18 protein-coding genes are annotated in these 22,267 nt (G+C 42.2%); 8 read left to right on the top strand and 10 right to left on the bottom strand.

Annotated features, from left to right (window positions below):
• Window positions 1-7: 7 nt before the first annotated feature.
• Window positions 8-2,419 (top strand): phenylalanine--tRNA ligase subunit beta, encoded by a 2,412-nt coding sequence (gene pheT, locus J7384_RS18070; protein ID WP_209115947.1) that lies wholly within the window; start codon window positions 8-10, stop codon window positions 2,417-2,419.
• Between the two features lie 3 nt (window positions 2,420-2,422).
• Entirely contained in the window at window positions 2,423-2,716 is a 294-nt protein-coding gene (locus J7384_RS18065) for an integration host factor subunit alpha (RefSeq protein WP_209115946.1), read from the top strand.
• Between the two features lie 90 nt (window positions 2,717-2,806).
• On the opposite strand, the gene J7384_RS18060 is transcribed toward J7384_RS18065, so the two are convergent.
• Entirely contained in the window at window positions 2,807-3,304 is a 498-nt protein-coding gene (locus J7384_RS18060) for a DUF2937 family protein (RefSeq protein WP_348523889.1), read from the bottom strand.
• 237 nt (window positions 3,305-3,541) lie between these two features.
• Here J7384_RS18060 and J7384_RS18055 point away from each other — a divergent pair, with 237 nt between their 5' ends.
• The gene (locus tag J7384_RS18055) at window positions 3,542-4,159 is read left to right on the top strand and encodes an NAD(P)H-dependent oxidoreductase (RefSeq protein ID WP_209115944.1); all 618 of its coding nucleotides are present in this window, start codon (window positions 3,542-3,544) and stop codon (window positions 4,157-4,159) included.
• A 115-nt stretch (window positions 4,160-4,274) separates the two neighbouring features.
• Here the strand turns inward: J7384_RS18055 and J7384_RS18050 are convergent, their stop codons facing one another.
• The 3 genes from J7384_RS18050 to J7384_RS18040 are packed head-to-tail and all read right to left on the bottom strand — an operon-like array spanning window position 4,275 to window position 7,594.
• Window positions 4,275-5,645, bottom strand: a complete 1,371-nt coding sequence (locus J7384_RS18050; protein WP_209115943.1) for an alkaline phosphatase — start codon at window positions 5,643-5,645, stop codon at window positions 4,275-4,277.
• 21 nt (window positions 5,646-5,666) lie between these two features.
• The gene (locus J7384_RS18045) at window positions 5,667-6,902 is read right to left on the bottom strand and encodes an endonuclease/exonuclease/phosphatase family protein (protein ID WP_209115942.1); all 1,236 of its coding nucleotides are present in this window, start codon (window positions 6,900-6,902) and stop codon (window positions 5,667-5,669) included.
• A gap of 20 nt (window positions 6,903-6,922) precedes the next feature.
• Window positions 6,923-7,594 carry a TetR family transcriptional regulator C-terminal domain-containing protein gene (locus tag J7384_RS18040; RefSeq protein WP_209115941.1) on the bottom strand — a complete coding sequence of 224 codons (672 nt, stop codon included), beginning with the start codon at window positions 7,592-7,594 and terminating at the stop codon, window positions 6,923-6,925.
• 549 nt (window positions 7,595-8,143) lie between these two features.
• Here J7384_RS18040 and J7384_RS18035 point away from each other — a divergent pair.
• The 3 genes from J7384_RS18035 (at window position 8,144) to deoA (ending at window position 13,410) form a co-directional block, all read left to right on the top strand.
• Complete coding sequence (locus J7384_RS18035) at window positions 8,144-11,269, top strand: TonB-dependent receptor (protein WP_209115940.1); 3,126 nt, start codon at window positions 8,144-8,146, stop codon at window positions 11,267-11,269.
• 307 nt (window positions 11,270-11,576) lie between these two features.
• Window positions 11,577-12,017: a cytidine deaminase gene (locus tag J7384_RS18030; RefSeq protein ID WP_209115939.1), complete on the top strand. Its 441-nt coding sequence runs from the start codon at window positions 11,577-11,579 to the stop codon at window positions 12,015-12,017.
• 64 nt (window positions 12,018-12,081) lie between these two features.
• On the top strand, window positions 12,082-13,410 hold the full coding sequence (gene deoA, locus J7384_RS18025; RefSeq protein ID WP_209115938.1) for a thymidine phosphorylase: 1,329 nt from the start codon (window positions 12,082-12,084) through the stop codon (window positions 13,408-13,410).
• A gap of 91 nt (window positions 13,411-13,501) precedes the next feature.
• Here deoA and upp read toward each other — a convergent pair whose 3' ends face one another.
• From upp to udk, 5 genes are all read right to left on the bottom strand, one after another.
• Entirely contained in the window at window positions 13,502-14,128 is a 627-nt protein-coding gene (gene upp, locus J7384_RS18020) for a uracil phosphoribosyltransferase (protein ID WP_209115937.1), read from the bottom strand.
• 38 nt (window positions 14,129-14,166) lie between these two features.
• Window positions 14,167-14,742: a thymidine kinase gene (locus J7384_RS18015; protein WP_209115936.1), complete on the bottom strand. Its 576-nt coding sequence runs from the start codon at window positions 14,740-14,742 to the stop codon at window positions 14,167-14,169.
• Window positions 14,743-14,788: 46 nt separating this feature from the next.
• Window positions 14,789-15,586, bottom strand: a complete 798-nt coding sequence (gene deoC / locus J7384_RS18010; RefSeq protein WP_209115935.1) for a deoxyribose-phosphate aldolase — start codon at window positions 15,584-15,586, stop codon at window positions 14,789-14,791.
• 91 nt (window positions 15,587-15,677) lie between these two features.
• A complete protein-coding gene (locus J7384_RS18005) occupies window positions 15,678-16,922 on the bottom strand; it encodes a NupC/NupG family nucleoside CNT transporter (RefSeq protein ID WP_209115934.1) in 1,245 nt (414 codons plus the stop codon).
• Window positions 16,923-16,950: 28 nt separating this feature from the next.
• Window positions 16,951-17,604: a uridine kinase gene (gene udk / locus J7384_RS18000; protein WP_209115933.1), complete on the bottom strand. Its 654-nt coding sequence runs from the start codon at window positions 17,602-17,604 to the stop codon at window positions 16,951-16,953.
• A 665-nt stretch (window positions 17,605-18,269) separates the two neighbouring features.
• Between udk and J7384_RS17995 the strand changes: the two genes are divergently transcribed.
• Window positions 18,270-19,478, top strand: a complete 1,209-nt coding sequence (locus J7384_RS17995) for a phosphopentomutase (protein WP_209115932.1) — start codon at window positions 18,270-18,272, stop codon at window positions 19,476-19,478.
• A gap of 339 nt (window positions 19,479-19,817) precedes the next feature.
• Complete coding sequence (locus J7384_RS17990) at window positions 19,818-22,109, top strand: TonB-dependent receptor (protein ID WP_209115931.1); 2,292 nt, start codon at window positions 19,818-19,820, stop codon at window positions 22,107-22,109.
• Window positions 22,110-22,156: 47 nt separating this feature from the next.
• Here the strand turns inward: J7384_RS17990 and J7384_RS17985 are convergent.
• Window positions 22,157-22,267, bottom strand: a 111-nt coding sequence (locus J7384_RS17985) for an integrase core domain-containing protein (RefSeq protein ID WP_209115968.1), incomplete at its 5' end; no start/stop codon positions are given.

Here is a 22,267-nt window from a genome sequence, read left to right as displayed (position 1 = left end):
GTAAAAAATGAAATTTAGTGAATCTTGGTTACGTGAGTGGGTTAACCCAGAGATTAGCTCGGCTGAACTGGCTCATCAAATTACTATGGCGGGTTTAGAAGTTGACGCCGTGGACCCAGTTGCTGGCGAATTTACGGGTGTAGTCGTTGGTGAAGTTGTTGAATGTGGTCAACACCCTGATGCCGACAAATTACAAGTCACCAAAATTAATGTGGGTAGTGCCAGTGAAGATGGCGAGTTAATCGATATTGTTTGTGGTGCTAAAAACTGTCGTCAAGGTTTAAAAGTAGCCGTTGCTATGGTTGGTGCTGTACTGCCGGGCAACTTTAAAATCAAAAAGGCCAAGCTGCGTGGTCAACCGTCGTTTGGCATGTTGTGCTCTGAATCTGAGCTTGGCTTAGAGGAAAGTTCAGATGGTATTATTGAATTGCCACAAGACGCGCCAATTGGTACTGACATTCGCGACTATCTCGACTTAAACGACGTCACTATCGACGTTGATTTAACCGCAAACCGCGGCGACTGTCTAGGTATTAAAGGTTTAGCTCGTGAAGTGGGCGTATTAAACAGTCTGGCCGTTAATGCTGTTGAGACCAATCCTGTTGAGCCTACCATTGATGATGCGATTGCCATTAATATTGACGCTGGTCAAGCGTGTCCGCGCTATTTTGGTCGCGTGATCAAAAATATCGACGTAAATGCAACAACACCACTTTGGATGGTCGAAAAGCTTCGCCGTTGTGGTGTTCGTTCAATTGACCCGGTAGTTGATGTCACCAACTATGTTTTACTTGAGCTTGGTCATCCGATGCATGCATTCGACTTGGCGAAGATCGATGGCGGTATTAATGTTCGTTTTGCCAACAAAGATGAAAAACTTGTCTTACTTGACGAAAATGAAGTGACACTATCAACCGAAACGCTAGTGATTGCCGATGACAATAAAGCATTAGCAATGGCGGGTATTTTCGGTGGTTTACACTCAGGCGTAAGCGCTGAGTCAAAAGACATTTTCCTAGAAAGTGCGTTTTTTGCACCACTAGCGATTTTAGGTAAAGCCCGTCAGTACGGTCTACACACAGACGCTTCACATCGCTACGAGCGCGGCGTTGATCCAACACTACAACGTCAAGCGATTGAACGAGCGACTGAATTACTATTGTCTATTGTTGGCGGCCAAGCAGGCCCAGTAGTAGAAGCAGAGCACAAAGAACACGTGCCAGCGGCTAAGCAAGTGAGCCTGCGCCGCGCAAAACTTGACGCTCGTATCGGTTTGCACATCGAAGATGACAAAGTTAATGAAATATTAACCCGTTTGGGTTTTACCGTAGACTTTTCAGCGAATGGACAAGACTGTGTTTGGCAAGTCAGCGTGCCTGCTTATCGTTTTGACATTTCAATTGAAGTTGATTTGATTGAAGAAGTTGCGCGAATTTTTGGTTACAACAATATTCCAAATGTTTCTCCTACGGCTAGTTTGACCATGCGAACGCATAAAGAGAGCCAGCTACCGCTCAGTAAGCTTCGTCAAACTTTGATCAATCGCGGTTATCAAGAAGCGATTACCTATAGTTTTGTTGATCCTAAAGTTCAAAGCTTATTGCACCCAGAACAAGAGGTAATGACACTACCACACCCGATTTCTTCAGAAATGTCTGTGATGCGAGTGAGTTTGTGGACGGGTTTGTTACAGTCGGTAACTTACAATCAAAACCGTCAACAAGCGCGCGTTCGTTTATTTGAAACCGGTTTGCGTTTTATTCCTGATCAAAGTGCTGAAAATGGCGTGCGCCAAGAAGCGATGATTGCTGGTGTTATTAGTGGTCAACGCAATCAAGAGCATTGGACCTTAGAAAAAGCTGCTTCAGATTTCTACGACATTAAAGGCGATGTTGAAGCTCTACTTTCTGTTACTGCTGATAGCGCGGGCTTTGAGTTTAGTAAAGCTGAAGTGAGTGCTTTACACCCAGGTCAAACTGCCGCGATTTACCAAGGCGAGCGCTTAGTCGGCTATGTTGGTGCACTTCATCCAGAGTTAGAGCGCAAATTAGGCTTAAATGGCCGTACTTTAGTGTTTGAACTCGCTGTTGAGCCAATTTTAAGCCAAAAAATACCGCAAGCGCAGGATGTTTCTAAGTTCCCGTCGAACCGAAGAGATATTGCGGTTATCGTTAAAGACGAAATTAGCGCAAAAAATGTGCTACAACTTATTGAAAAGGTTGGCGGAAAATATTTAGTTGATCTAAACTTGTTCGATGTATACCAAGGTAAAGGTATCGAACCGGGTTTCAAGAGTTTAGCCATTGCGATGATTTTGCAAGATAATGAGAAAACGCTTGAAGAAAAAGAAATCAACGAAGTAGTTGATCGAGTGGTTGATACCTTAGAACAAGAATTAGACGCATCGCTGAGGAACTAATCAATGGCGCTAACCAAAGCAGAAGTAGCAGAGCATTTGTGCGAAAAAGTCGGGTTAAGTAAACGCGACGCAAAGGATATGGTTGAAGTATTTTTTGAAGAAATACGTGAGACACTTGAAAGTGGAGAGCAAGTGAAACTTTCAGGGTTCGGTAATTTTGATTTACGGACTAAAGGAGAGCGTCCTGGTCGTAACCCAAAAACTGGCGAAGATATCCCTATTTCTGCCCGTCGAGTTGTTACCTTTAGACCCGGTCAAAAACTGAAAAGCCGCGTTGAAGACGGTAACGCCGACTAGTTGAGCGCGATATTTGAGCATAAAAAATGGCTGCAGTTGCAGCCATTTTTTATTTTAACTCTATAATTAGGGTGCAGCGTTTTCTGCTAGCTATGTCATTGATGATGATTTACCTGTTAGCCTTTTATTAAATAGCCGGTTAATGGAGTAGCCACAGCCTGAAAACAAGGCGCTAAAACACAATGCCAATATTGCGCCAGTCACGAGCGCTTCAATCGTTAGCGGCAGTGCTGGCGCAAAAGTATCAATAGTCGCACCTGCTATTTCTCTGTTTAGGTGCTGCGCTAATGCAATTAACTGTTCGAGGTAGTCAGTTTGACTAATTTTTTGATATTGCAGTTCGAGCACTGATACTCTGTTTTGTAGCGTGTCGACAATAACGGCTATTTCGTTGATTGCTGGATCGGGATTAGCTTGGTAGCGTGCAACCAGTTTTTTCAGGGAACCATCGAAGTGCAAATTCGCAATCACTTGGTATTGGCTGAGTTGGTCTTGTGCTTCAGCTAAATGGCCTGCTAAGCGCTGACTGTATTGTTGAATAAAATTGGGTAGTTGGACACCGATGACAAATACCGCAGTAAACAAAATGCGATCAATAATGTGATGACACCATTTAAGAATAAAGATAATTTCACCAGATGTATAAATATTGGTGATGCTACTCTAAATTTTCCCGCTATCGTCTGTCAATAGACAAAGAATCCTTTCTATTGTTCTAATAATTAGAATGTTTAAGTCGATTTTTACTAATTCAATTCTATTTAATCGGTTGTTATAGTGTTTCTCAAGATAATTGAACGGCTAACTGATGTAGAGGTAAATAGAATGAACAAGGTATTAGTGATTAATAGCGGTATTAGTGGTGAGCAAAGTCAGTCAAATCAATTGACTGAAACATTTATTAAAGTGCTTAAAGCTAATGATAGCGATGCAAAGGTCAATGTGCGCGACTTAGTGTCAGATAACTTGCCCCATTTATCGGGACCAGAAATGCAAGCTTGGATGACTGACGCTAAACTGCGCACAGCAGAGCAAGCAGAGCTCGCCGCACTTTCTGACGATTTACTCGACGAATTATTTGACCACGACACAATTGTACTTGGTATGCCATTGTACAACCTTGGTGTGCCGTCGGTTTTTAAAGCTTACATTGATCGTATTTCCCGTGCAGGTAAAACCTTCAGTTATTCCGAAGCTGGGCCCAAAGGCTTAGTCTTGGGTAAAAAAGTCATCGTTTTAGCCGCTCGAGGGGGTCAATACCAAGGCTCAGAGCACGATAGTCAAACAGCTTACTTAAAGAGCGTTTGGGGATTAATGGGCGTGACCGACATCGAGTTTGTTTATGCCGAAGGGCTTAATATGAGCGCCGAGATTGCTGATAGCGCGTTGGCAAAGGCGAGGGAGAAGATTTCAAGGTTGGCAGCTGGTGCTGGTGAGCAATAAGCTTACCGAAAGCTGGTGAAGCAGGGGAGCCTGAAATAATAAATGGCTGTGATGCAAATAATTAGGGCAATCCATCATGGATTGCCCTAATTTAATCTAGCTAATAAAATTTTTGTTATTTGAGTAATTTAAAGATTTTCTTGGCAATATCTGTGTTATCAATGTTGCCAGCAAATTTATCTTTGCTATGGCCAAATGCGTAAACGTTAACATCGACACCTGTGTGACCACCCGTTGTCCAACCAGTATTAGTGCGGACATCAATCAATTTTTTGACTGCTTTGTAAAGGCTCGCTTGGACACTTGGCGCGCGTTGTTTCTTTTGTTGCTCTGGCGTCAATTGTTTATACGCTGCAACGGCTTCTTGGCCTGAAATTTTTGCTGCAACTAACTTAGCTGTTTCGTCTTTGGTGACGTTAACATTAAGTAACTCACTGACTTTTTTAGCAGTAATGGTTTCAGCCGCTAACTTTTCAGCAATGGTATGAGCCGATTGAGTCATGGTTTTTAATATTGCAGGTCGCCATGCGTATTCACCATTGGCACCAATACTAAAACCACCAGTGTTGTGGTCTGCGGTAAGTACTACTAATGTGTCTGGGTGCGCTTGAACATATTGTTCAAGGTACTTCATGGTTTGAGCTAAGTCATCCATTTCAGCCATTGCTGATGCGACATCGTTACTATGGCCTGCCCAGTCAACTTGGCTCGCTTCAACTAACATGAAATAACCGTTCGGGTTTTCTAGGTGCTTGATCGCCGCTTTGGTCATATCGACAAGACGATGTGGGTTTTTATCGTCTAACGCCCAAGGTAAACCAACATCGGCAAAAAGGCCGAGCACCTTTTTCCCTTTAGGTAGTTGAGTAAGCTGATCTGTATTATCTAAGTAAAAGCCACCCGCTTTTTGGTGTTCAGCGACAATGTTGCGATCATCGCGAATAAAGTACTGCCAGCCGCCACCAAGGACGATATCAGCTTTTAGCTGGCCACTATCGTCTAAATAAGTATCGGCAATTGCATTGTAGTTACGACGATACTCATTGTGGGCGATGTAAGAAGCTGGTGTCGCGTGGTTAATTTGCGAGGTTACCACCATACCAGTTTTCTTATTTTGCTCGTTGGCATACTCTAACACGGTTTTCACTAGCTTTTTATCAGCGTCTAAACCAATGGCGCCATTGTATGTTTTAATGCCTGAGGAGAGGGCAGTCGCTGCTGCAGCAGAGTCAGTAACATAACCAGATACTGGTGCTGGGTATGTAGTTGCGGTACCAACTAAATGTCTATCGAATACGGTTTCTTCGATAACCGGTGTTTTTGGATCATCTTTAAATAAACGGTATGCGGTAGGGTATACTGGCCCCATACCATCAGCCACAACCATGATGACGTTTTTAGGCGTTACTGAATGTGCGGCTGAACCGTGGCCAAAAGCAATAAGTGGGCTTATGGCTAACGCGATACCAGAAATTATTTTTTTCATGTAAGTTCCAAGTAAAGTGAATTATTTATTTTCTAAGGTGAGTTCTAACCAAACCAAACGGTGATCGGAAGAGGCTTGTCGGTCTTTGACTAAGCGGAAGCCTTCATCGCTCGGCTCGGGCCAAAAAATGCCAGAGTCTTTAATGGTAAAACCAACTTTTGATGGCAATACGTAGTCTGCTCGCATACCCCAATGGGCCGTGTGATACTGAGCAAACGGGCTATTTTTCTTATCACTCGCGACACCACCCAAACTGCTCGGTTTAGCGTCTTGTATTTTGGTGTGGTTAATTAGTGCCGCAATAGAGCTATTGATGGCGTCGCCTTCGTCAGCTGAAGCGTTCAAATCCCCTAAAATGACGAATGCTTGATCGTTTTCTAGGCCGCCGTATTGGTTTTTATCGTCGTAGATATAGCTAGCTTGTTCGCCATTTAAATAATCACGCCAAAAACGTATTTCGTCGTGATTACGCTTGCCATTTCGGTCCTCTGGACCATCAAAAACTGGCGGTGTTGGATGGCTGGCGAGAATGTGAACGAGCTTGCCATCGACATTAACTGGAATATCCCAATGAGATTTTGACGACAGTCGAAAGTTTTGCCACGCCTCTTTATTGTACCAAGGCTGATTGGTTGATGGTTCAACTGGCTCAAGTGCGCCTGGCATATCTTGCCATTTAAACTGTTGAAAAGTTCTGATTTGCTTTTGGTTTATTGGGTACTTTGACAACAAGACCATGCCAAAATGTCCGGCAAAGTGACCAAAACCATAGGTGTCAGCAGGTAATTCACCTTTGATTTGATTGTTATTGAAATCAAAAGGCGCTTTTACACCTGTGTTTACGGGTCCTTGGTAGCTGTATGGAAATTCGATAGGCGCTTGCCCATTTTGGCTAACGGCGAGGTATTGCTCTTTAAAAATCTTTAGGGACTGTGCAAAGTCATCACTGCGATCAAATTCATTGAGTAATATAATATCTGGATTTGTTCGTTGAATAATTTCAGCAATATTTTTAATTTGCTGACGATTGCTTCTTAACGCAGTGATTAACTCTGGGCCTTGAGCAAGTGTTTTTCGCGTTGGGTCATAGGGCAAATAATTTAGTGCTTCCATACTGACATTAAACGTTGCGACTTTAATCGTTTGCGTTTTAACGGATTCAGTCGTCATGGTGTCACTCGCTAATTGGCCAGTGTTTTCAATACTACAGCCTGCAGCGAGCAGGCTAAGAGAAAATAGTGAGATTTTTTTGTTCATTCGTTTATTTGTGTTGCTATTTATTTAAGCTTGCAGCCTCGCAAGATGAAATCGAGCAAAAAGCTTTTTACTTTGTCGATATCTTCTTGCTCGTATTCGCGCTGGTTTTTAATGGTCAGAATTTGTGTTTCGAAATCAGCATAATGTTGCGTAGTCGACCAAATAAGATAGATTAGGTTTTCTGGGTCAACATCAGCCATTTCGCCATTGTCAATCCAGTGTTGAAATATTTTAGCCTTTTCTCGAACCCATTTTCTTTGATAGGTGCGGGCATATTCGTTTAATTGAGGTGCCCCTTGAATAATTTCCATCGCGTAGATTTTAGATGCGCTCGGATTGGCAAACGACATATCGATTTTAGAATTGATGAATTTTTCTAACGCCACTCTAGGGCCATCATTAATATCTATATCGCCGATACCGTCATCCCACATATCAAGGGTTTTTTGCAAAACCGCGTGATAAATGTTTTCTTTGTTTTTGAAGTAATAGAGTACATTAGCCTTGGGTAATTCAGCTCGGTCAGCGATTGACTGCACCGTTGCACCTTTGTAGCCATGAGTAATAAACTCTTGCTGGGCTGCATTGATAATTTTTTCTTGGCTCAGTAGACGGTTTATCTCTTGCTTATTTTGCTGTTTTGGCGCAGGTTCATTCGGTTTATTATTATTGGGTTCAATCACTTCATCCATCGATCACATACCTAATCTATGTTATGACTTAGTTAGTGCTAAGTCGTTCTAATATTGGTCATATATTATCGGCTAGTGCCAATCAATTAGGGCATTATTCTAACTGCAATATAGTGTTTGTATACCGTTAGTTTGCCTAATTAATTATTTTTGTTAGCTAATGAAAATGGCTTGGTTTTTATTTAACCAGTATTTGCTTGATTTGGAAACAACTATTCGAGTTTGTATTTGTTGTTTGACCGAACGGTTAATAAACAATGGTGCATCTGGTCAATCAGTTGACCTGTTGAAGATGAAATTTTATTGTCGTTAATAAGTGTTTATTGGACATTTGTTTGTTCATAAATAAGTTCTTTATTTACAGCGCTTTAAGTGTAGATTTTTGCTTTAAGTATAAATTTTCGATGCGTATTTTTTTTGCTTGGTTTAGAATGTAATCAAAATGTAATAAAAAAATGTTCTAATTAACTGGTTATAAAATTAGACGCTTTATTGCATTGCATAGTAATGCGCAAAATAAACACAAAACATGAAACACAAAGGAACTTAATGATGAAAACTCATCGTCTTTCCCAAGTAGCAGGTGCGTTAGTTGTAGCACTTGGTTTATCAACAGCTGCATTTGCTGACGAAACGTCATCAGGCGTTAGAGGTGTAATTACTACTCCTCAAGGTCAACCAGCAGCGGGTACTAAAATTGTTATTACCCATTTACCATCAGGTACAAAGAAAACCGTAACAACTAACTCGCTAGGTGGTTTCCAAGCGAAAGGCTTACGTGTCGGTGGTCCTTACAAAGTGACAATCGACTCTGACGAGTACCAAGATCAAGAAATTACAGATCTATTTTTACAACTTGGTGAAACTGAACGCTTAAATGCGCAATTAGAAGCTGACCAAGTTGAAAAGATTGTAGTAACAGCGAGTGCCGCTGCATTTACCTCATCAGCTGGTAGCAGCTACTTTGGTGAAGAAGCAATCCAAAACGCAGCTAGTTTAACGCGTGACGTTAAAGATGTAATTCGAGCTAACCCATTAGTCTCTATTTTACCTGGTAGCTCAGCACCAATCACTATTGCAGGTTCAAACCCGCGTTTCAACAGTATTACTGTTGATGGTATCAGCCAAAACGATGACTTTGGTTTGAATGACGGTGGTTACCCAACTCAGCGTTCTCCGCTCCCATTTGATGCACTTGATCAAGTAACAGTCGATACAGTTCCTTTTGACGCCAAAGTATCAGGCTTTTCTGGTGGTTTGGTAAATGCGGTACTTAAATCAGGTACTAACGAATTCACTGGTGGTTTCTTCTACGAGCGCTTGTCTGATGGCTTAGGTGGTATCGGTGATGTTCGTGATAACGGCCGTGATATCGAAGTTGAAATCGACGAGAAAACTTACGGTGCACATTTAGGTGGCGCGATTATTGAAGATAAGTTGTTCTTCTTCGCCGCCTACGAATTCTTTGAAGCTCCGCAAACTTTAGAATGGGGTGCTGCAGGCTCAGGTGCTGCTAACGAAACTGATGCTACTTTGGCTGAAGTTCAACAAATCACTGATATCGCACGTTCAGTATACGGTCTAACAGATGAGCAAATCGGCTCTCCAACAGGTTCTCCACTTGAAGAAGATGAAAAGTGGGTAGCAAAAATTGACTGGAATATTAACGATTTTCACCGTGCTGCGTTTACATACCAGTTCAACGAAGGTAACAGAACGCGTAACCTTACTGACAGAGATAGCGAACTTAGACTTTCTTCTCAGTGGTACAACGTTAGTGAAACGCTAAACAACTACAGTGTTAAGTTATACTCTGATTGGACTGATAGTTTCTCAACTGAAATTAGCTACACCAATAAAGACGTTGAAAACCGTCAAAATTCATTTGGTCAAAGTGCTGATGTAACTATTGATAACTTACCGTCGGGTGGTCGTATTGCCTTTGGTACTGACCGTTTCCGTCAAGCAAACACCTTAGACACTGAAACAGAAATCTTAAAAGTAGATGCAGAATACTTATTCGATTTCCACAGTGTTGAGTTCGGTGTAGAGTACCAAGAACTTTCAATTGCTAACGTTTTTGTTCCAGGCTCATTAGGTGTGCTTGAATTTGATAGCATTGAAGATTTCCGTAATCGCCGTGCATCAAGTTATGAATACTCAAACGGTACTGGTAACAACCCAGCGGCAGCAAGTGCTATCTTCCAACGTGAAACTTTATCATTATACATCCAAGATACTTGGGATTACTCAGATGAGTTAACGTTAACTTTTGGTCTTCGTTATGAGCGTTTAGGTTCTGACGACAAACCACCATTTAACCAAAATTCATTAAACCGTACTGGTATCGACAATACTGAAAACCTTGACGGTTTAGACATTGTTTTACCTCGTTTTGGCTTCAAGTATGAAGTTAATGAAGACGTGACCATTAAAGGTGGCGTAGGTCGTTACACTGGTGGTCAGCCAAATGTATGGGTATCAAATGCGTACTCTGAAAATGGTGTAACTAGTGGCTTCTTTAGTGCTGACGACGTAGTAGTTCCTGCAAACGCGATTACTAATATTCTTCCAGAAGCAAGTGCTGCCATTGAAAACGCTCAAAGCAATGGTAATGTTTCACTAACAGATCCTAACTTTAAGTTACCAAACGATTGGCGTTACCGTTTAGCTGTTGATTCATTAATTGATATTCCTGTATTGGGTGAAGATGTTCAGTGGACTAACGAGTTTTTATACATCGATCGTAAAGATACAGCATTCTGGCGTGATGCGTCATTGCAAGAGTCTGATATCTTAGGCAGAACAGCTGACGGCGGCCGTATCTTGTACAGAGATGATGACAACCGTTATGACTTGTTATTAACAAATGCTGATGATGGTGGTCGTTCTAAGATCTTCGCTACTAGCTTAAGCAAGTACTACGACAACGGTGTTTCTTGGAACTTCTCATACACGAACCAAGACATCACAGAAGCTAACCCTGGAACAAGTTCTACAGCGCGCAGTAACTACCGTTTCTCGCCAGCTGTTAACCGTAACGTGGCTGCAGATCACTTAGGTACGGGCCGCTTTGAAATTGAACACAGATTCGTATTTAACTTCGGTTACAAAACTGAGTTCTTTGAAGGTTATGAAACTAACTTCAACGTGTTCTTCGAGCGTCGTTCTGGTCAGCCAGTATCTTATGTACTTAACAGAAACCGCAGCTTATTCCGCGATACGCTTAGCCCGGGCTTTGACAATGGTAACTTCCTACCATACATCCCAACAGCAGGCGATGCCAATGTTGTTTATGACGGTGTAACTGAAGCTGAAGTACTAGCGACGATTGATGCAGCAGGCTTATCTTCATATGCTGGTGGTTATGCACCTAAGAACTCTGTTACAACTCCTTGGGTTAACACGTTAGACTTGAGCTTCCGTCAAGAAATTCCAGGTATTCTCGATGGCCACAAAGGCGAAATCTACTTTGTATTCGATAACTTCCTGAACTTTATCGATAGCTCACAAGGTAAAGTTGAAGATAGTGACTTCGGTACATTGCGCTTGTACGATACAAACATTGACGACCAAGGTCGTTACGTAATTACTGGCGTACGCGATGACTCTTTCTCACTAGACCTAGACCAATCTTCTTGGAAGATCAAAGTTGGTGTTAAATACAAGTTCTAATGTAACTGTCATTTAATTGTCAAAAACCCCGCTCTAGAGCGGGGTTTTTTTATCGTTAATTTTTATTCAAAGTTATTGGCAAATTTACTTTTCTTTTAGAGAAAATAGGTTAGAATTAAAAGTCTGACCATATGGTCAATTTGTGTGGTGGGAATAATTTTTTGTGTTTATTATTCTCAATTGCTCATTACGATATAACTAACCAGCTACCTAAATTAGTACATGAATAAAGCTAGTATTTACAGCTTTAGATAATCACAAAAAGTCAGAAAAAGTGGCGACGAGACAAAAATATTAGAATGTAATTATGTCTAAAATTGATAATGAAACGAATCAAGCAGCAAGTGATCAACAATTAACCGAGTTAATCGCTAGCGCAAAAGTGGCGTATAACAACGCCCACGCGCCTTATAGTAATTTTCATGTTGGCGCTGCATCTCTTAGTGAAAGAGGCAATATTTACCCAGGTTGTAATGTTGAAAACGCTTCGTATGGTTTAACGGTTTGCGCTGAGCGCAACAGTATTGGCCAGGCAGTTGTTAATGGCGATAAAAAGTTAACAACTATCGTGATATACACAGAAGAAGAGCGCTTAACTCCACCTTGTGGCGCGTGCCGTCAAGTGATCAGCGAGTTTTTGCCAGCAAATGCGAAGGTGATTGCCAGTAATCATCTTGGACAGCAAAAATCATGGACGGTGACCGAATTACTGCCCGATGCGTTTACGCCTGAATTTTTAAACGACTAATCTTTTTTTAGACATGACAATGGCGTTGTGCATAACGCTAATTATGTAAACTATAAGGAATTTCATGTTTTTACCCCAAGAAATAATAAGAGCTAAGCGCAACGGCGAACAGCTTTCTAGTGAACAAATTCAAACGTTTGTCGATGGCTTAGTGTCTGGTTATTTTAACGATGCTCAAGTCGGTGCGATGGCGATGGCAATTTTCCAACAAGGAATGAAAGTCGAAGAGACCGTTGCTTTAACTAAAGCGATGATGAATTCCGGCGAAACCTTAACATGGCGCGGCCAAGACCAGTTCAATGTTGACGGTCCTGTGGTTGACAAACATTCAACCGGTGGTGTTGGCGATAAAGTAAGTTTTATGCTTGCCGCTATTGTTGGCGCTTGTGGTGCCTATGTGCCGATGATTTCAGGTCGTGGCTTGGGCCACACAGGTGGTACTGCCGATAAACTCGAAAGTATTGCCGGCTTCAATGTCCAGCCGAGTATAGAGCACTTCAAAGAGATTGTTGCCAAGCAACAAATGGCAATTATTTCGCAAACGGCTAATTTGGCTCCAGCAGATAAACGCCTTTATGGTATTCGCGATGTTACTGCAACGGTTGAGTCTATCCCTTTGATTACGGCGTCTATTTTATCCAAGAAGTTGGCTGCGGGTTTAGATGCGTTAGTCATGGATGTTAAAGTGGGTAACGGTGCTATGATGAATAGTTTGACTGATGCGACCGCGCTGGCACAAAGTATTGTTGATGTTGCCAATGGTGCCGGTGTTAAAACTCAAGCTATTATTACCGATATGAATCAAGTGCTTGGTAACACTGCCGGTAATGCGCTTGAAATGGTAGAAACGGCGCTATACCTGCGCGGCGATTACCTTGAGCCAAGACTTCATCAAGTCGTTGTCAGTTTGGCAAAAGCAATGTTGATCAACACTGGGCTTGCAAGTTCAGAGCAAGATGCTGAACAACAGATCAATAACGTATTAAGCTCAGGCAAAGCTGCAGAACAGTTTGACCAAATGATCTTTGCCCTAGGTGGCCCTAAAAACTTTGTCGAAACGCCATGGCAGTCAATGCAAACGGCAAATGTCGTCAAAGATATCGTGGCACCGCGTACAGGTTTCATTTCAGCAATGCAAACATTTGATATTGGTATGTCCGTCGTGGAACTTGGTGGTGGCCGTGTTGCTAATGACCAAGCTGTTGATCACACGGTTGGTTTCGACCAAATTGTGCCTGTTGGTACTGAAATTAACAGTGGCGATGTTGTCGCTAGAGTTCACGCACGTACCGAAGATGAAGCGAATAGAGCGACTGAGCAATATCTCACTGCACTGAGCTTTGATGAGCAAAAGCCAGAACAAGATCCCGTTATTTATAAAACTATTGGATAATGACTATCTTGAGTAAGAAAAAGGGCACCCAATAGGTGCCCTTTTTTGTCGGTAATAATATAGGAGAATTATTACTAACTATTATTTGTAGCTAAAGCGTACCGAAAATTTTATCACCAGCATCGCCTAAGCCTGGTAAAATGTAACCTTGCTCATTGAGCTTTTGGTCAATGGCCGCGATGTGGAGGTCGACATCAGGATGAGCCTTGCTCAGCTTTTCAATACCCTCTGGTGCCGCGACCATAAATAACGCTTTGATCTTCTGGCAGCCTGATTCCTTAAGTAAGTCAATCGTTGCAATGGCACTTCCGCCAGTGGCTAACATTGGATCAATAATTAATGCTGTGCGCTCCGCAATGTCACTGACAATATTTTGATAGTAACTTTCTGCTTCAAGGGTTTGCTCGTTTCTGGCGATACCGACAACGCTGATTTTAGCGCTGGGTAACATAGCTAAGCCACCGTCAAGCATGCCTAAGCCAGCTCTTAAAATCGGCACAAACGTTGGTTGTTTATCTGCCAGAGTTGGTCCGGTTATTTGACCTGACCAGCAATTAATTGGCGCTTCGGTAAGCTTGAGATCATGAGTTGCTTCCATGGTCAGCACACTGGCAATCTCTGCCGTTAACTCGCGAAACTTTTTGACAGAAATGTCGTTGTCGCGCAATAAACTAATTTTATGTGCCACCAATGGATGTTTACTTGCATATACAGTCATTACGGTCTCTAATCTTCTCTAATTTGTGGACGCTTGATTTACCAAACGAGTTTTTTAAAGTGCTTGCGGCAAAGCGACTCATAACGCTCGTTACCACCAACTTCAATTTGGTCACCTGAGGTCGCCGCTTTACCTGATTCGTCAAGTCGAACAACAAAGTTAGCTTTTTTACCACAGTGACAAATTGTTTTTAGCTCGACTAACTTATCTGCCCACGCCAACAGAGCAGCGCTGCCTTCAAAGGTTTGGCCTAAAAAATCTGTTCTTAAACCATAAGCTAACACTGGAATATTTAAATTATCAACGATATCGCTAAGTTGTTTGACCTGCTCGCTGGTTAGAAATTGAGCTTCATCAATTAATAAGCAACTCAGCGGCAGGGCACTGTGATATTGTTCAACATCGTGATAGAGCGCCGTTGTTTGATCAAATAATTTGGCATCTGCGTGAATACCGAGCCTTGAAGATACTTTACCTTTGGCAAACCTATCGTCAATAGTTGCAGTATAAATTAGCGTATTCATACCGCGCTCTTGGTAATTGTATGACGATTGCAGTAAATGGGTAGATTTGCCCGCATTCATTGCTGAATAATAAAAGTATAGTTGTGCCATTGCCGCCTCTGATATCGCTTGGTTAGCTTATTATTATGATTGAGGTTTAGTAACTCGTTGTTGCTTGCTTTTCTGTTTGGTGGCCAAGTGTATTAAGTAGATTTGCTAACAAACTGCTTGCACCAAAGCGAAAACGAGCTTTAGTTAACCATTCGCTGCCAAGTATTTCTGTTGCCATATCTAGGTAAACCTTCGCATCTTCTGCACTTTTTACTCCGCCTGCTGGTTTAAAACCAACGTGAGGTGCGTGCTCTTTAATTGCGCTAAGCATGATTTTCGCCGCTTCAGGCGTAGCATTTACAGAGACTTTGCCGGTTGATGTCTTAATAAAATCAGCGCCAGCTTTAATTGATAATTCACTGGCTTGTTTTATCAAACTATCAGTGGCAAGTTCGCCTGATTCTATGATGACTTTTAATTGAACATTATCGCCACAAGCAGCTTTACATGCTTTAATTAGTTCAAAGCCAATGTCCGTATTACCTTGCTTTAACGCATTGTAAGGAAATACCACATCGACTTCGTCAGCGCCATAAGCGACCGCTGCCTTCGTTTCAGCAACTGCTATGGCAATGTCATCGCCGCCATGAGGGAAGTTAGTGACTGTTGCAATTTTTACCTCGGCAGTGCCTTGTTCGGCTAAGAATTTTTTAGCCATAGGAATAAAACGAGGGTAGATACAGATTGCTGCGGTATTACCGGCAGGAGACTTAGCTTGTTGACATAAGGCTTTAATCTCATCGGTAGTTTCACTGTCGGTCAAACTGGTTAAGTCCATCATCAACAGAGCTTGTTGAGCATAATCTTTTATATTGAGTGCTTTGGTATCTGATGTGTGATTCATAATTAATCCTAAATTTGTTAATTGCCACCAGGTAACTTGACTGGTGGCTATATCGGGCAGGTGTTATCAGGTGGGGAAGCCTAGGTATAGGCTAAAGGGCGATAAACAAGCCTGCGATTGCTGCGCTCATTAAGTTCGCTAACGTTGCGGCAAGCACTGCGCGCATACCAAGCTGAGCAATGTCTGTGCGTCGCGACGGCGCCATTGAACCAATGCCACCGAGTAAGATCGCTATCGAAGACAAGTTGGCAAAGCCACAGAGGGCAAAAGTAATAATGGCTTGGCTGCCAGCAGATAGTGAGTCTTTAATCTCGACGAAATTAACGTAGGCATAAAATTCATTGACGACAATCTTTTGGCCGATAAAGCTGCCTGCTTGCAACATTTCATCAGCAGGTATGCCAATTAAAAATGCTACTGGTGCAAATAAATAACCCAATAACCATTGAATGGTGACATGATCGTACCCGAAGATACTGGCAACACCGCCGACTAAGCTATTAAGTAGTGCAATAAGGGCGATAAATGCCAAAAGCATAGCGCCGACATTAGCGGCAAGTTTCAATCCCGATGCGGCACCAGATGCTGCTGCGTCGATAACGTTTGCTGATTTAGTTTGTTCCATTTCGGCACTGGCGAGTTCAGCATCGGTTTTAGGGGTTTCCGTTTCAGGGTAAAGTAATTTAGCCATCAACAAACCACCAGGAGCCGCCATAAAAGACGCGGCGATAAGGTACTTTAATTCGACACCTAAACCTGCATAACCCGCAAGCACAGAACCCGCAACAGAGGCTAAACCGCCAACCATGATGGCAAATAACTCTGAGCGAGTCATATGGGCGATAAATGGCTTAACGATTAAGGGAGCTTCAGTTTGACCGACAAAAATATTGGCGGTTGCCGAAAGAGATTCTGGTTTCGATGTTTTTAACAGCTTTTGTAAACCTCCCCCTAATACTTTGACCACCCATTGCATGATGTTTAGGTGATAAAGTACGGCGATAAGCGATGAAAAGAAAATAATGACGGGTAGTACTCGGATAGCAAAGACAAAACCAACGCCATTTTCAAACATAGCATCAGTACCCAAACCACCAAATAGGAAGTTAATACCGTCTTTGGCGCTGTCAATGACACTTTGAACGCCACCTGAGATAGAAGCTAAGACGTCTTTGCCGAATGGCACGTAAAGGACAAAAGCACCGAGCGATAATTGCAGAGCAAATGCCAAGCCGACAGTGCGCCAATTGATCGCTTTTCGTTTATCTGACAGCAATATCGCAATCACTAGAAGCGCAGCGATGCCTCCTAATGAACGTAAAATATTTAGTTCCATATAAGCTCTTTATCGTTTTTGTTATTGATTATTCTTGGCCATCAACCGTTAGTTGACGTATTTTAGCTTTTAACATTTCAATTGCCATGCGATTTTTGCCACCGCGGGTAACAATAATGTCAGCGTGAACCTTAGACGGCTCAATGTATTGGTAGTACATAGGACGAACAGTTGACAAATACTGCTCGGTAATTGATTCGATACTGCGACCGCGCTCTAATGTATCGCGTTGAATACGGCGAATTAAGCAGATATCAAGTGGGGTATCCATATACACTTTAATGTCAAAGCAATCTCTTAGTGCAGGGTCAGATAATAATAGAATACCTTCAACTAAGATGATGCGGCTCGGAGAAAGTTTTTGCGTTTCACTCGTTCTAGTGTGTTGCTTGTAACAATAGACGGGTGACTCAACCGGCGTCCCTTCAGTTAATTGCTGCAAATGCTGAGACAATAAGCTGTGTTCAAAGGCGTTAGGGTGATCGTAATTGGTCTTTACGCGTTCTTCTAACGGCATATGAGATTGATCTTTGTAGTAGGCATCTTCTTTAATGATTGAGATACCATGCTCACCAAGCTCAGGTAATAATTCGTCATAAATGGTTTGGGCAAATAGTGTTTTTCCAGAAGCGGAAGCACCAACGATGGCGATAATAGTTGGTTTTTGAGTTAATGTAGACAAGAGAACACTTCTTTTTATGTTGATTATTGTTGGTAAAAATACGACTAAAATAATTCAACTAGCTTATAGTGCTAACATCAATGTACTCGGTTTAGTGCCTTTACACATTAGCCAAGCTCATTAAGACATAACGTAAACTAGTTTTTTGGGTGCGCCAATAAAAATTGGTATTAGCCACACTTACCAATACTATTACTACGGCTATTATAAAGCAGTTGTGACCGCAATAGCAATTTATTGAACGAATGGTCAATAAAATATACAAATACCGCCTAAGGAGCTGGTAATACCAATCCGTATAAATAATTGTTCACTCAGCGAGAATTTAAAGGCTTAGAGGCAAGGCATTGATTGCAAAGAATGGTTATTCCCTTGTTAAAATCAATAACACAGCATATAAGCCTTTAAAACTCGCCCAACGGGAGCGCATGGAGTACCATGATAACTTCACAAAATGAATTCAATGTAGAGCAACTATATTTTCTTTCATTTTGTTTGTTCTAATGTCACCCACGGCGCTCTGAGCGGTCAATTATTTATGCGGAATGGTATCAGATTATCGCTTTAGATTTTGCCTTGGTATCCTTTAAGAGGTAGAATACCGCCCCGTTTAAATCAGATACGCGCCAGTTATCGAATTTAGCGTGGCGCAACAGAGGCTTTTAATGGCACGAGCAATCATTTTAATGGTCGATAGCTTTGGCATCGGCAGTGCTCCAGACGCTGACCAGTTTGGCGATCAAGGTGCAAATACTTTTCTCCATATTGCCCAGCAATATCAACAGCAGCAAGATTCCCTTTTAGACTTACCCAATTTATCTGGCCTCGGCTTAGTTAACGCTTGCGCTGAAGCAGGTAAGCAAGAATTACCCGTTACGCGTTACCAGGCATCTCAAGGTGCATACGGCTATGCACAAGAGCTCAGCACGGGTAAAGATACACCCAGTGGTCACTGGGAAATGGCAGGTGTACCAGTATTGTTTGACTGGGGATATTTTACCGAGAAAACCAACAGTTTTTCACCTGAGCTGATTGCCAAAATTAACCGCGCAACAGGTATTGAAGGTATGTTGGCCAATTGCCATGCTTCAGGCACTGACATTATTGCCCGTTTGGGTGAAGAGCACATGAAAACAGGCTTGCCTATTTGTTACACCTCAGCAGATAGCGTGTTTCAGGTCGCAGCTCATGAAGAGAGCTTTGGTTTAGAGAACTTGTACAAGTACTGTGAAACTGTTCGAGAAGTGCTAGAAGGTATGAATATTGGTCGTGTTATTGCCCGACCATTTGTTGGCAACGATGCGAGCGATTTTACTCGCACCGGTAATCGTCGTGATTATGCTATTTTACCACCAGCACCAACCGTGTTGGATAAGTTAGACCAAGCCGGTGGTACTGTCATTAGTGTAGGTAAAATAGCTGATATATACGCACACCAAGGTATTAAGGTAAAAACAAAGGCCACAGGTCTTGATGCTTTGATGGACGCCACTATTGAGCACATCAACAAGGCAGAAGACAACTGTCTAATCTTTACTAACCTGGTAAACTTTGACCAAGACTTTGGGCATCGCAGAGACCCGATTGGTTATGGTAAAGAACTTGAGCATTTTGACAGCCGCCTGCCAGAAATATTCGCCGCAATGAAAGATGACGACGTACTATTTTTGACCGCAGATCACGGTTGTGATCCAACTTGGCCAGGCAATGACCACACTCGTGAATACGTGCCAGTATTAGCCTATCACCACAATATCGAGTCAGTTAATTTAGGGGAACGCAAAACGTTTGCCGATATCGGCCAAACGATTGCAGATTTGTTTAAATTACCGTCAATGGATTATGGCGAGAGTTTTTTAGCGCAAATAAAATAATAATAGTGCGCTAGTGGCATACTCAGTCAGCCTCAAAATGCGAGTTTCAGTTGGCATTAAAAACGATTTAGACAAGGCATTGATTGCAAAGAATGGTTATTCCCTTGTTAAAATCAATAACGCCGTATAAATCGTTTTTAAACCAACCCCTCGGGCGTTTCGCAGGAACTTACTTTCATCGTTGCAGCTAATTGAAAGGGGGAGACCATTCCTGCTAGCTGCGCCTTGATATTAAGCTCCTGCGATAACGCTGAAATCACATATTTTGAAGTTGAATGAGTATCTAATAAAAAATAGCCACGCACAGCGTGGCATAGTTAGTACACTCTTGGAGATAACATGAAAAACAAGCCATCACTATTGTCTTCGGCAATAAAAGTAGCATTGGTTAGCAGTGCTATGGCAACACCACAATTTGCTTTTGCCGAGCAAGCACCAGCTGCAGATAAAAAACTTGAGGTGATTGAAGTTACGGCTCGTAAGCGCGTTGAGAACGTTCAGGAAGTTCCTGTATCAGTTTCTGCGCTTCAAGGTGATAACTTAGATGCCTTTAGCTCTGCAGCTAAAGATATTCGCTTTATGAATGCGCGTATCCCGAGCTTATCTGTTGAATCGTCGTTTGGTCGCACATTTCCGCGCTTTTATATGCGTGGTCTAGGTAACTCTGACTTTGATTTAAATGCCTCTCAACCAGTTTCATTGATTGTTGACGAAGTTGTACAAGAAAACCCTATTTTAAAAGGTTTCCCGGTATTTGATGTTGAACGTGTTGAAGCGCTTCGCGGCCCACAAGGTACCTTGTTTGGTCGCAACACGCCAGCTGGCTTAATCAAATTTGATTCAGTTAAGCCAAGTCAAGTATTTGAAGGCTTTGCGTCACTTTCATACGGTAGTGACAATACTTCAGATTTGCGTGGTGCTGTAGGTGGAGGTTTAACCGATAAGCTTTCTGCTCGTGTTTCATTTTTAAATCAAGATCGCGATAACTTTATTGACAACGTTGCTCCTGGTTTTGAACAAAATGACGTTTTAGGTGGCTACACTGATCGCGCTTATCGCATTCAGTTTTTATACGAGGGTGATGACTTCAACGCGTTATTCAATTACCACGCTCGCGACTTAGATGGCGAACCAGTGCCATTTCGCGCAAATGCTATTGCAACGGGCACTAACAATTTAGTTGCTGGCTTTGACGAAGATCGCGTGCAACACGATGCTGCAAGCCGTGCAACTCAAGAAGTTGAAACCCAAGGCGCCAGTTTAAAATTAGAACTTGATCTTGGCGAACACACTGTGACTTCAATCACAGGTTGGGAAAGTGCTGAAATTTTTTCTCGTGCTGACGTCGACGGTGGTTTTGGTTGTAACGGCTTTGGTTGTCCGCCAAACTTCCCATCAAGCGGCCCAGGCGTAATTAATTTGAGCTCTGAAACCGCTGATGCGATCCCAGATCACGATCAAATCACGCAAGAGATTCGTTTAGCGAGTAACTTTACTGGTGATTTCAATTATCAAGTGGGTGCATTTTACTTTAACGAAGACTTAACTATCCAGAGTTTTGCGTATGACAGCTTGTTTACTGGCGGTCAGCAAAATGGTTTTGTTGTTCAAGAGCAAGAAACAACTGCGTGGGCGTTATTTGGCTCATTTGACTACGACGTATCAGAAAAACTAGCGGTGACCTTAGGCCTTCGTTATTCAGACGATGACAAAGAGTACAGCTCAGAGCGTACGCAAAGTCCATTGGCATTTTTAGGTGCACCGGACAATGTTCGCGGCACGGCTAATCCAAGTGATACTCATGTTAGCTGGGACTTAAGTGCTACTTACAAATACTCAGATAACATCAATTTATTTGCTCGTGTTGCTGACAGTTTCCGCGCACCAAGCATTCAAGGTCGTTCATTGTTCGCGTTTGGTGACGGTATTTCTATTGCTGACAGCGAGACAATTTTGTCTTTTGAAACGGGTATTAAGAGCGATATTTTAGACGGTGAAGGGCGTGTTAATGCCTCTGTGTTTTATTACACCATGGATGATCAACAATTGACCTCTGTTGGGGGTGATAGTAATACTGCTCGTTTAGTTAACGCAGATGAAACCGTTGGTTACGGTTTTGAAATTGATTCTGAATTTATTGTTACTGATGAGCTATTTGTAACAGCGTCAGTAAGTTACAACAATACAGAATTAAAAGATGATTCGCTATCTGTTCCAGTTTGTGCTTCATGTACAGTGACAGACCCAACGTTGGTCGCAGGTGGTACAACGTTTGCGCGTATTGGCGGAAATAACTTACCACACGCACCTGAGTGGATTGCTAACTTAACGGCTCGTTACACCAAAGAGTTTGATGCCTCAGAGTTCTACATTTACACCGATTGGTCGTATCGTGATGAGATTGATTTCTTCTTGTATCGTTCGGTTGAATTTACCGGTGATTCTTTGTTAGAAGGTGGCTTACGCACGGGTTACATTTGGTACCCAGATGAGTATACCTATGAAGTTGCTCTATTTGTTCGCAATATTACTGATGAAGTTCAAGCCATTGGTGGTGTCGACTTTACCAACAATGCTGCGATTATCAATGAAGGTCGCTTTGTTGGTGCTGAATTTAAAGTATCATTCTAATATTCAGTAAATATGTGTTGTCCTAGTATAAGTTGACACTATTTACGCTAAAACGCTCGATGTACTTCATCGGGCGTTTTGTATTTTAAGGCCATGTGTGGCCTTCGTTGATTATAGATAACAACTGATTCCTCGACCATTTTTCTCGCTTCACTTAA

The sequence above is a fragment of the Endozoicomonas sp. G2_1 genome (assembly GCF_017744155.1).
Taxonomy (GTDB): Bacteria; Pseudomonadota; Gammaproteobacteria; order Enterobacterales; family Alteromonadaceae; genus JAGHQT01.
This window is presented reverse-complemented; position numbering and strand designations above follow the sequence as displayed.

Excerpts from the sequence above, each read along its gene's own strand:
- pheT (WP_209115947.1), top strand. The coding sequence starts at position 8 with ATGAAATTTAGTGAATCTTGGTTACGTGAGTGGGTTAACCCAGAGATT.
- J7384_RS18065 (WP_209115946.1), top strand. The coding sequence starts at position 2,423 with ATGGCGCTAACCAAAGCAGAAGTAGCAGAGCATTTGTGCGAAAAAGTC.
- J7384_RS18055 (WP_209115944.1), top strand. The coding sequence starts at position 3,542 with ATGAACAAGGTATTAGTGATTAATAGCGGTATTAGTGGTGAGCAAAGT.
- J7384_RS18050 (WP_209115943.1), bottom strand. The coding sequence starts at position 5,645 with ATGAAAAAAATAATTTCTGGTATCGCGTTAGCCATAAGCCCACTTATT.
- J7384_RS18045 (WP_209115942.1), bottom strand. The coding sequence starts at position 6,902 with ATGAACAAAAAAATCTCACTATTTTCTCTTAGCCTGCTCGCTGCAGGC.
- J7384_RS18040 (WP_209115941.1), bottom strand. The coding sequence starts at position 7,594 with ATGGATGAAGTGATTGAACCCAATAATAATAAACCGAATGAACCTGCG.
- J7384_RS18035 (WP_209115940.1), top strand. The coding sequence starts at position 8,144 with ATGATGAAAACTCATCGTCTTTCCCAAGTAGCAGGTGCGTTAGTTGTA.
- J7384_RS18030 (WP_209115939.1), top strand. The coding sequence starts at position 11,577 with ATGTCTAAAATTGATAATGAAACGAATCAAGCAGCAAGTGATCAACAA.
- deoA (WP_209115938.1), top strand. The coding sequence starts at position 12,082 with ATGTTTTTACCCCAAGAAATAATAAGAGCTAAGCGCAACGGCGAACAG.
- upp (WP_209115937.1), bottom strand. The coding sequence starts at position 14,128 with ATGACTGTATATGCAAGTAAACATCCATTGGTGGCACATAAAATTAGT.
- J7384_RS18015 (WP_209115936.1), bottom strand. The coding sequence starts at position 14,742 with ATGGCACAACTATACTTTTATTATTCAGCAATGAATGCGGGCAAATCT.
- deoC (WP_209115935.1), bottom strand. The coding sequence starts at position 15,586 with ATGAATCACACATCAGATACCAAAGCACTCAATATAAAAGATTATGCT.
- J7384_RS18005 (WP_209115934.1), bottom strand. The coding sequence starts at position 16,922 with ATGGAACTAAATATTTTACGTTCATTAGGAGGCATCGCTGCGCTTCTA.
- J7384_RS17995 (WP_209115932.1), top strand. The coding sequence starts at position 18,270 with ATGGCACGAGCAATCATTTTAATGGTCGATAGCTTTGGCATCGGCAGT.
- J7384_RS17990 (WP_209115931.1), top strand. The coding sequence starts at position 19,818 with ATGAAAAACAAGCCATCACTATTGTCTTCGGCAATAAAAGTAGCATTG.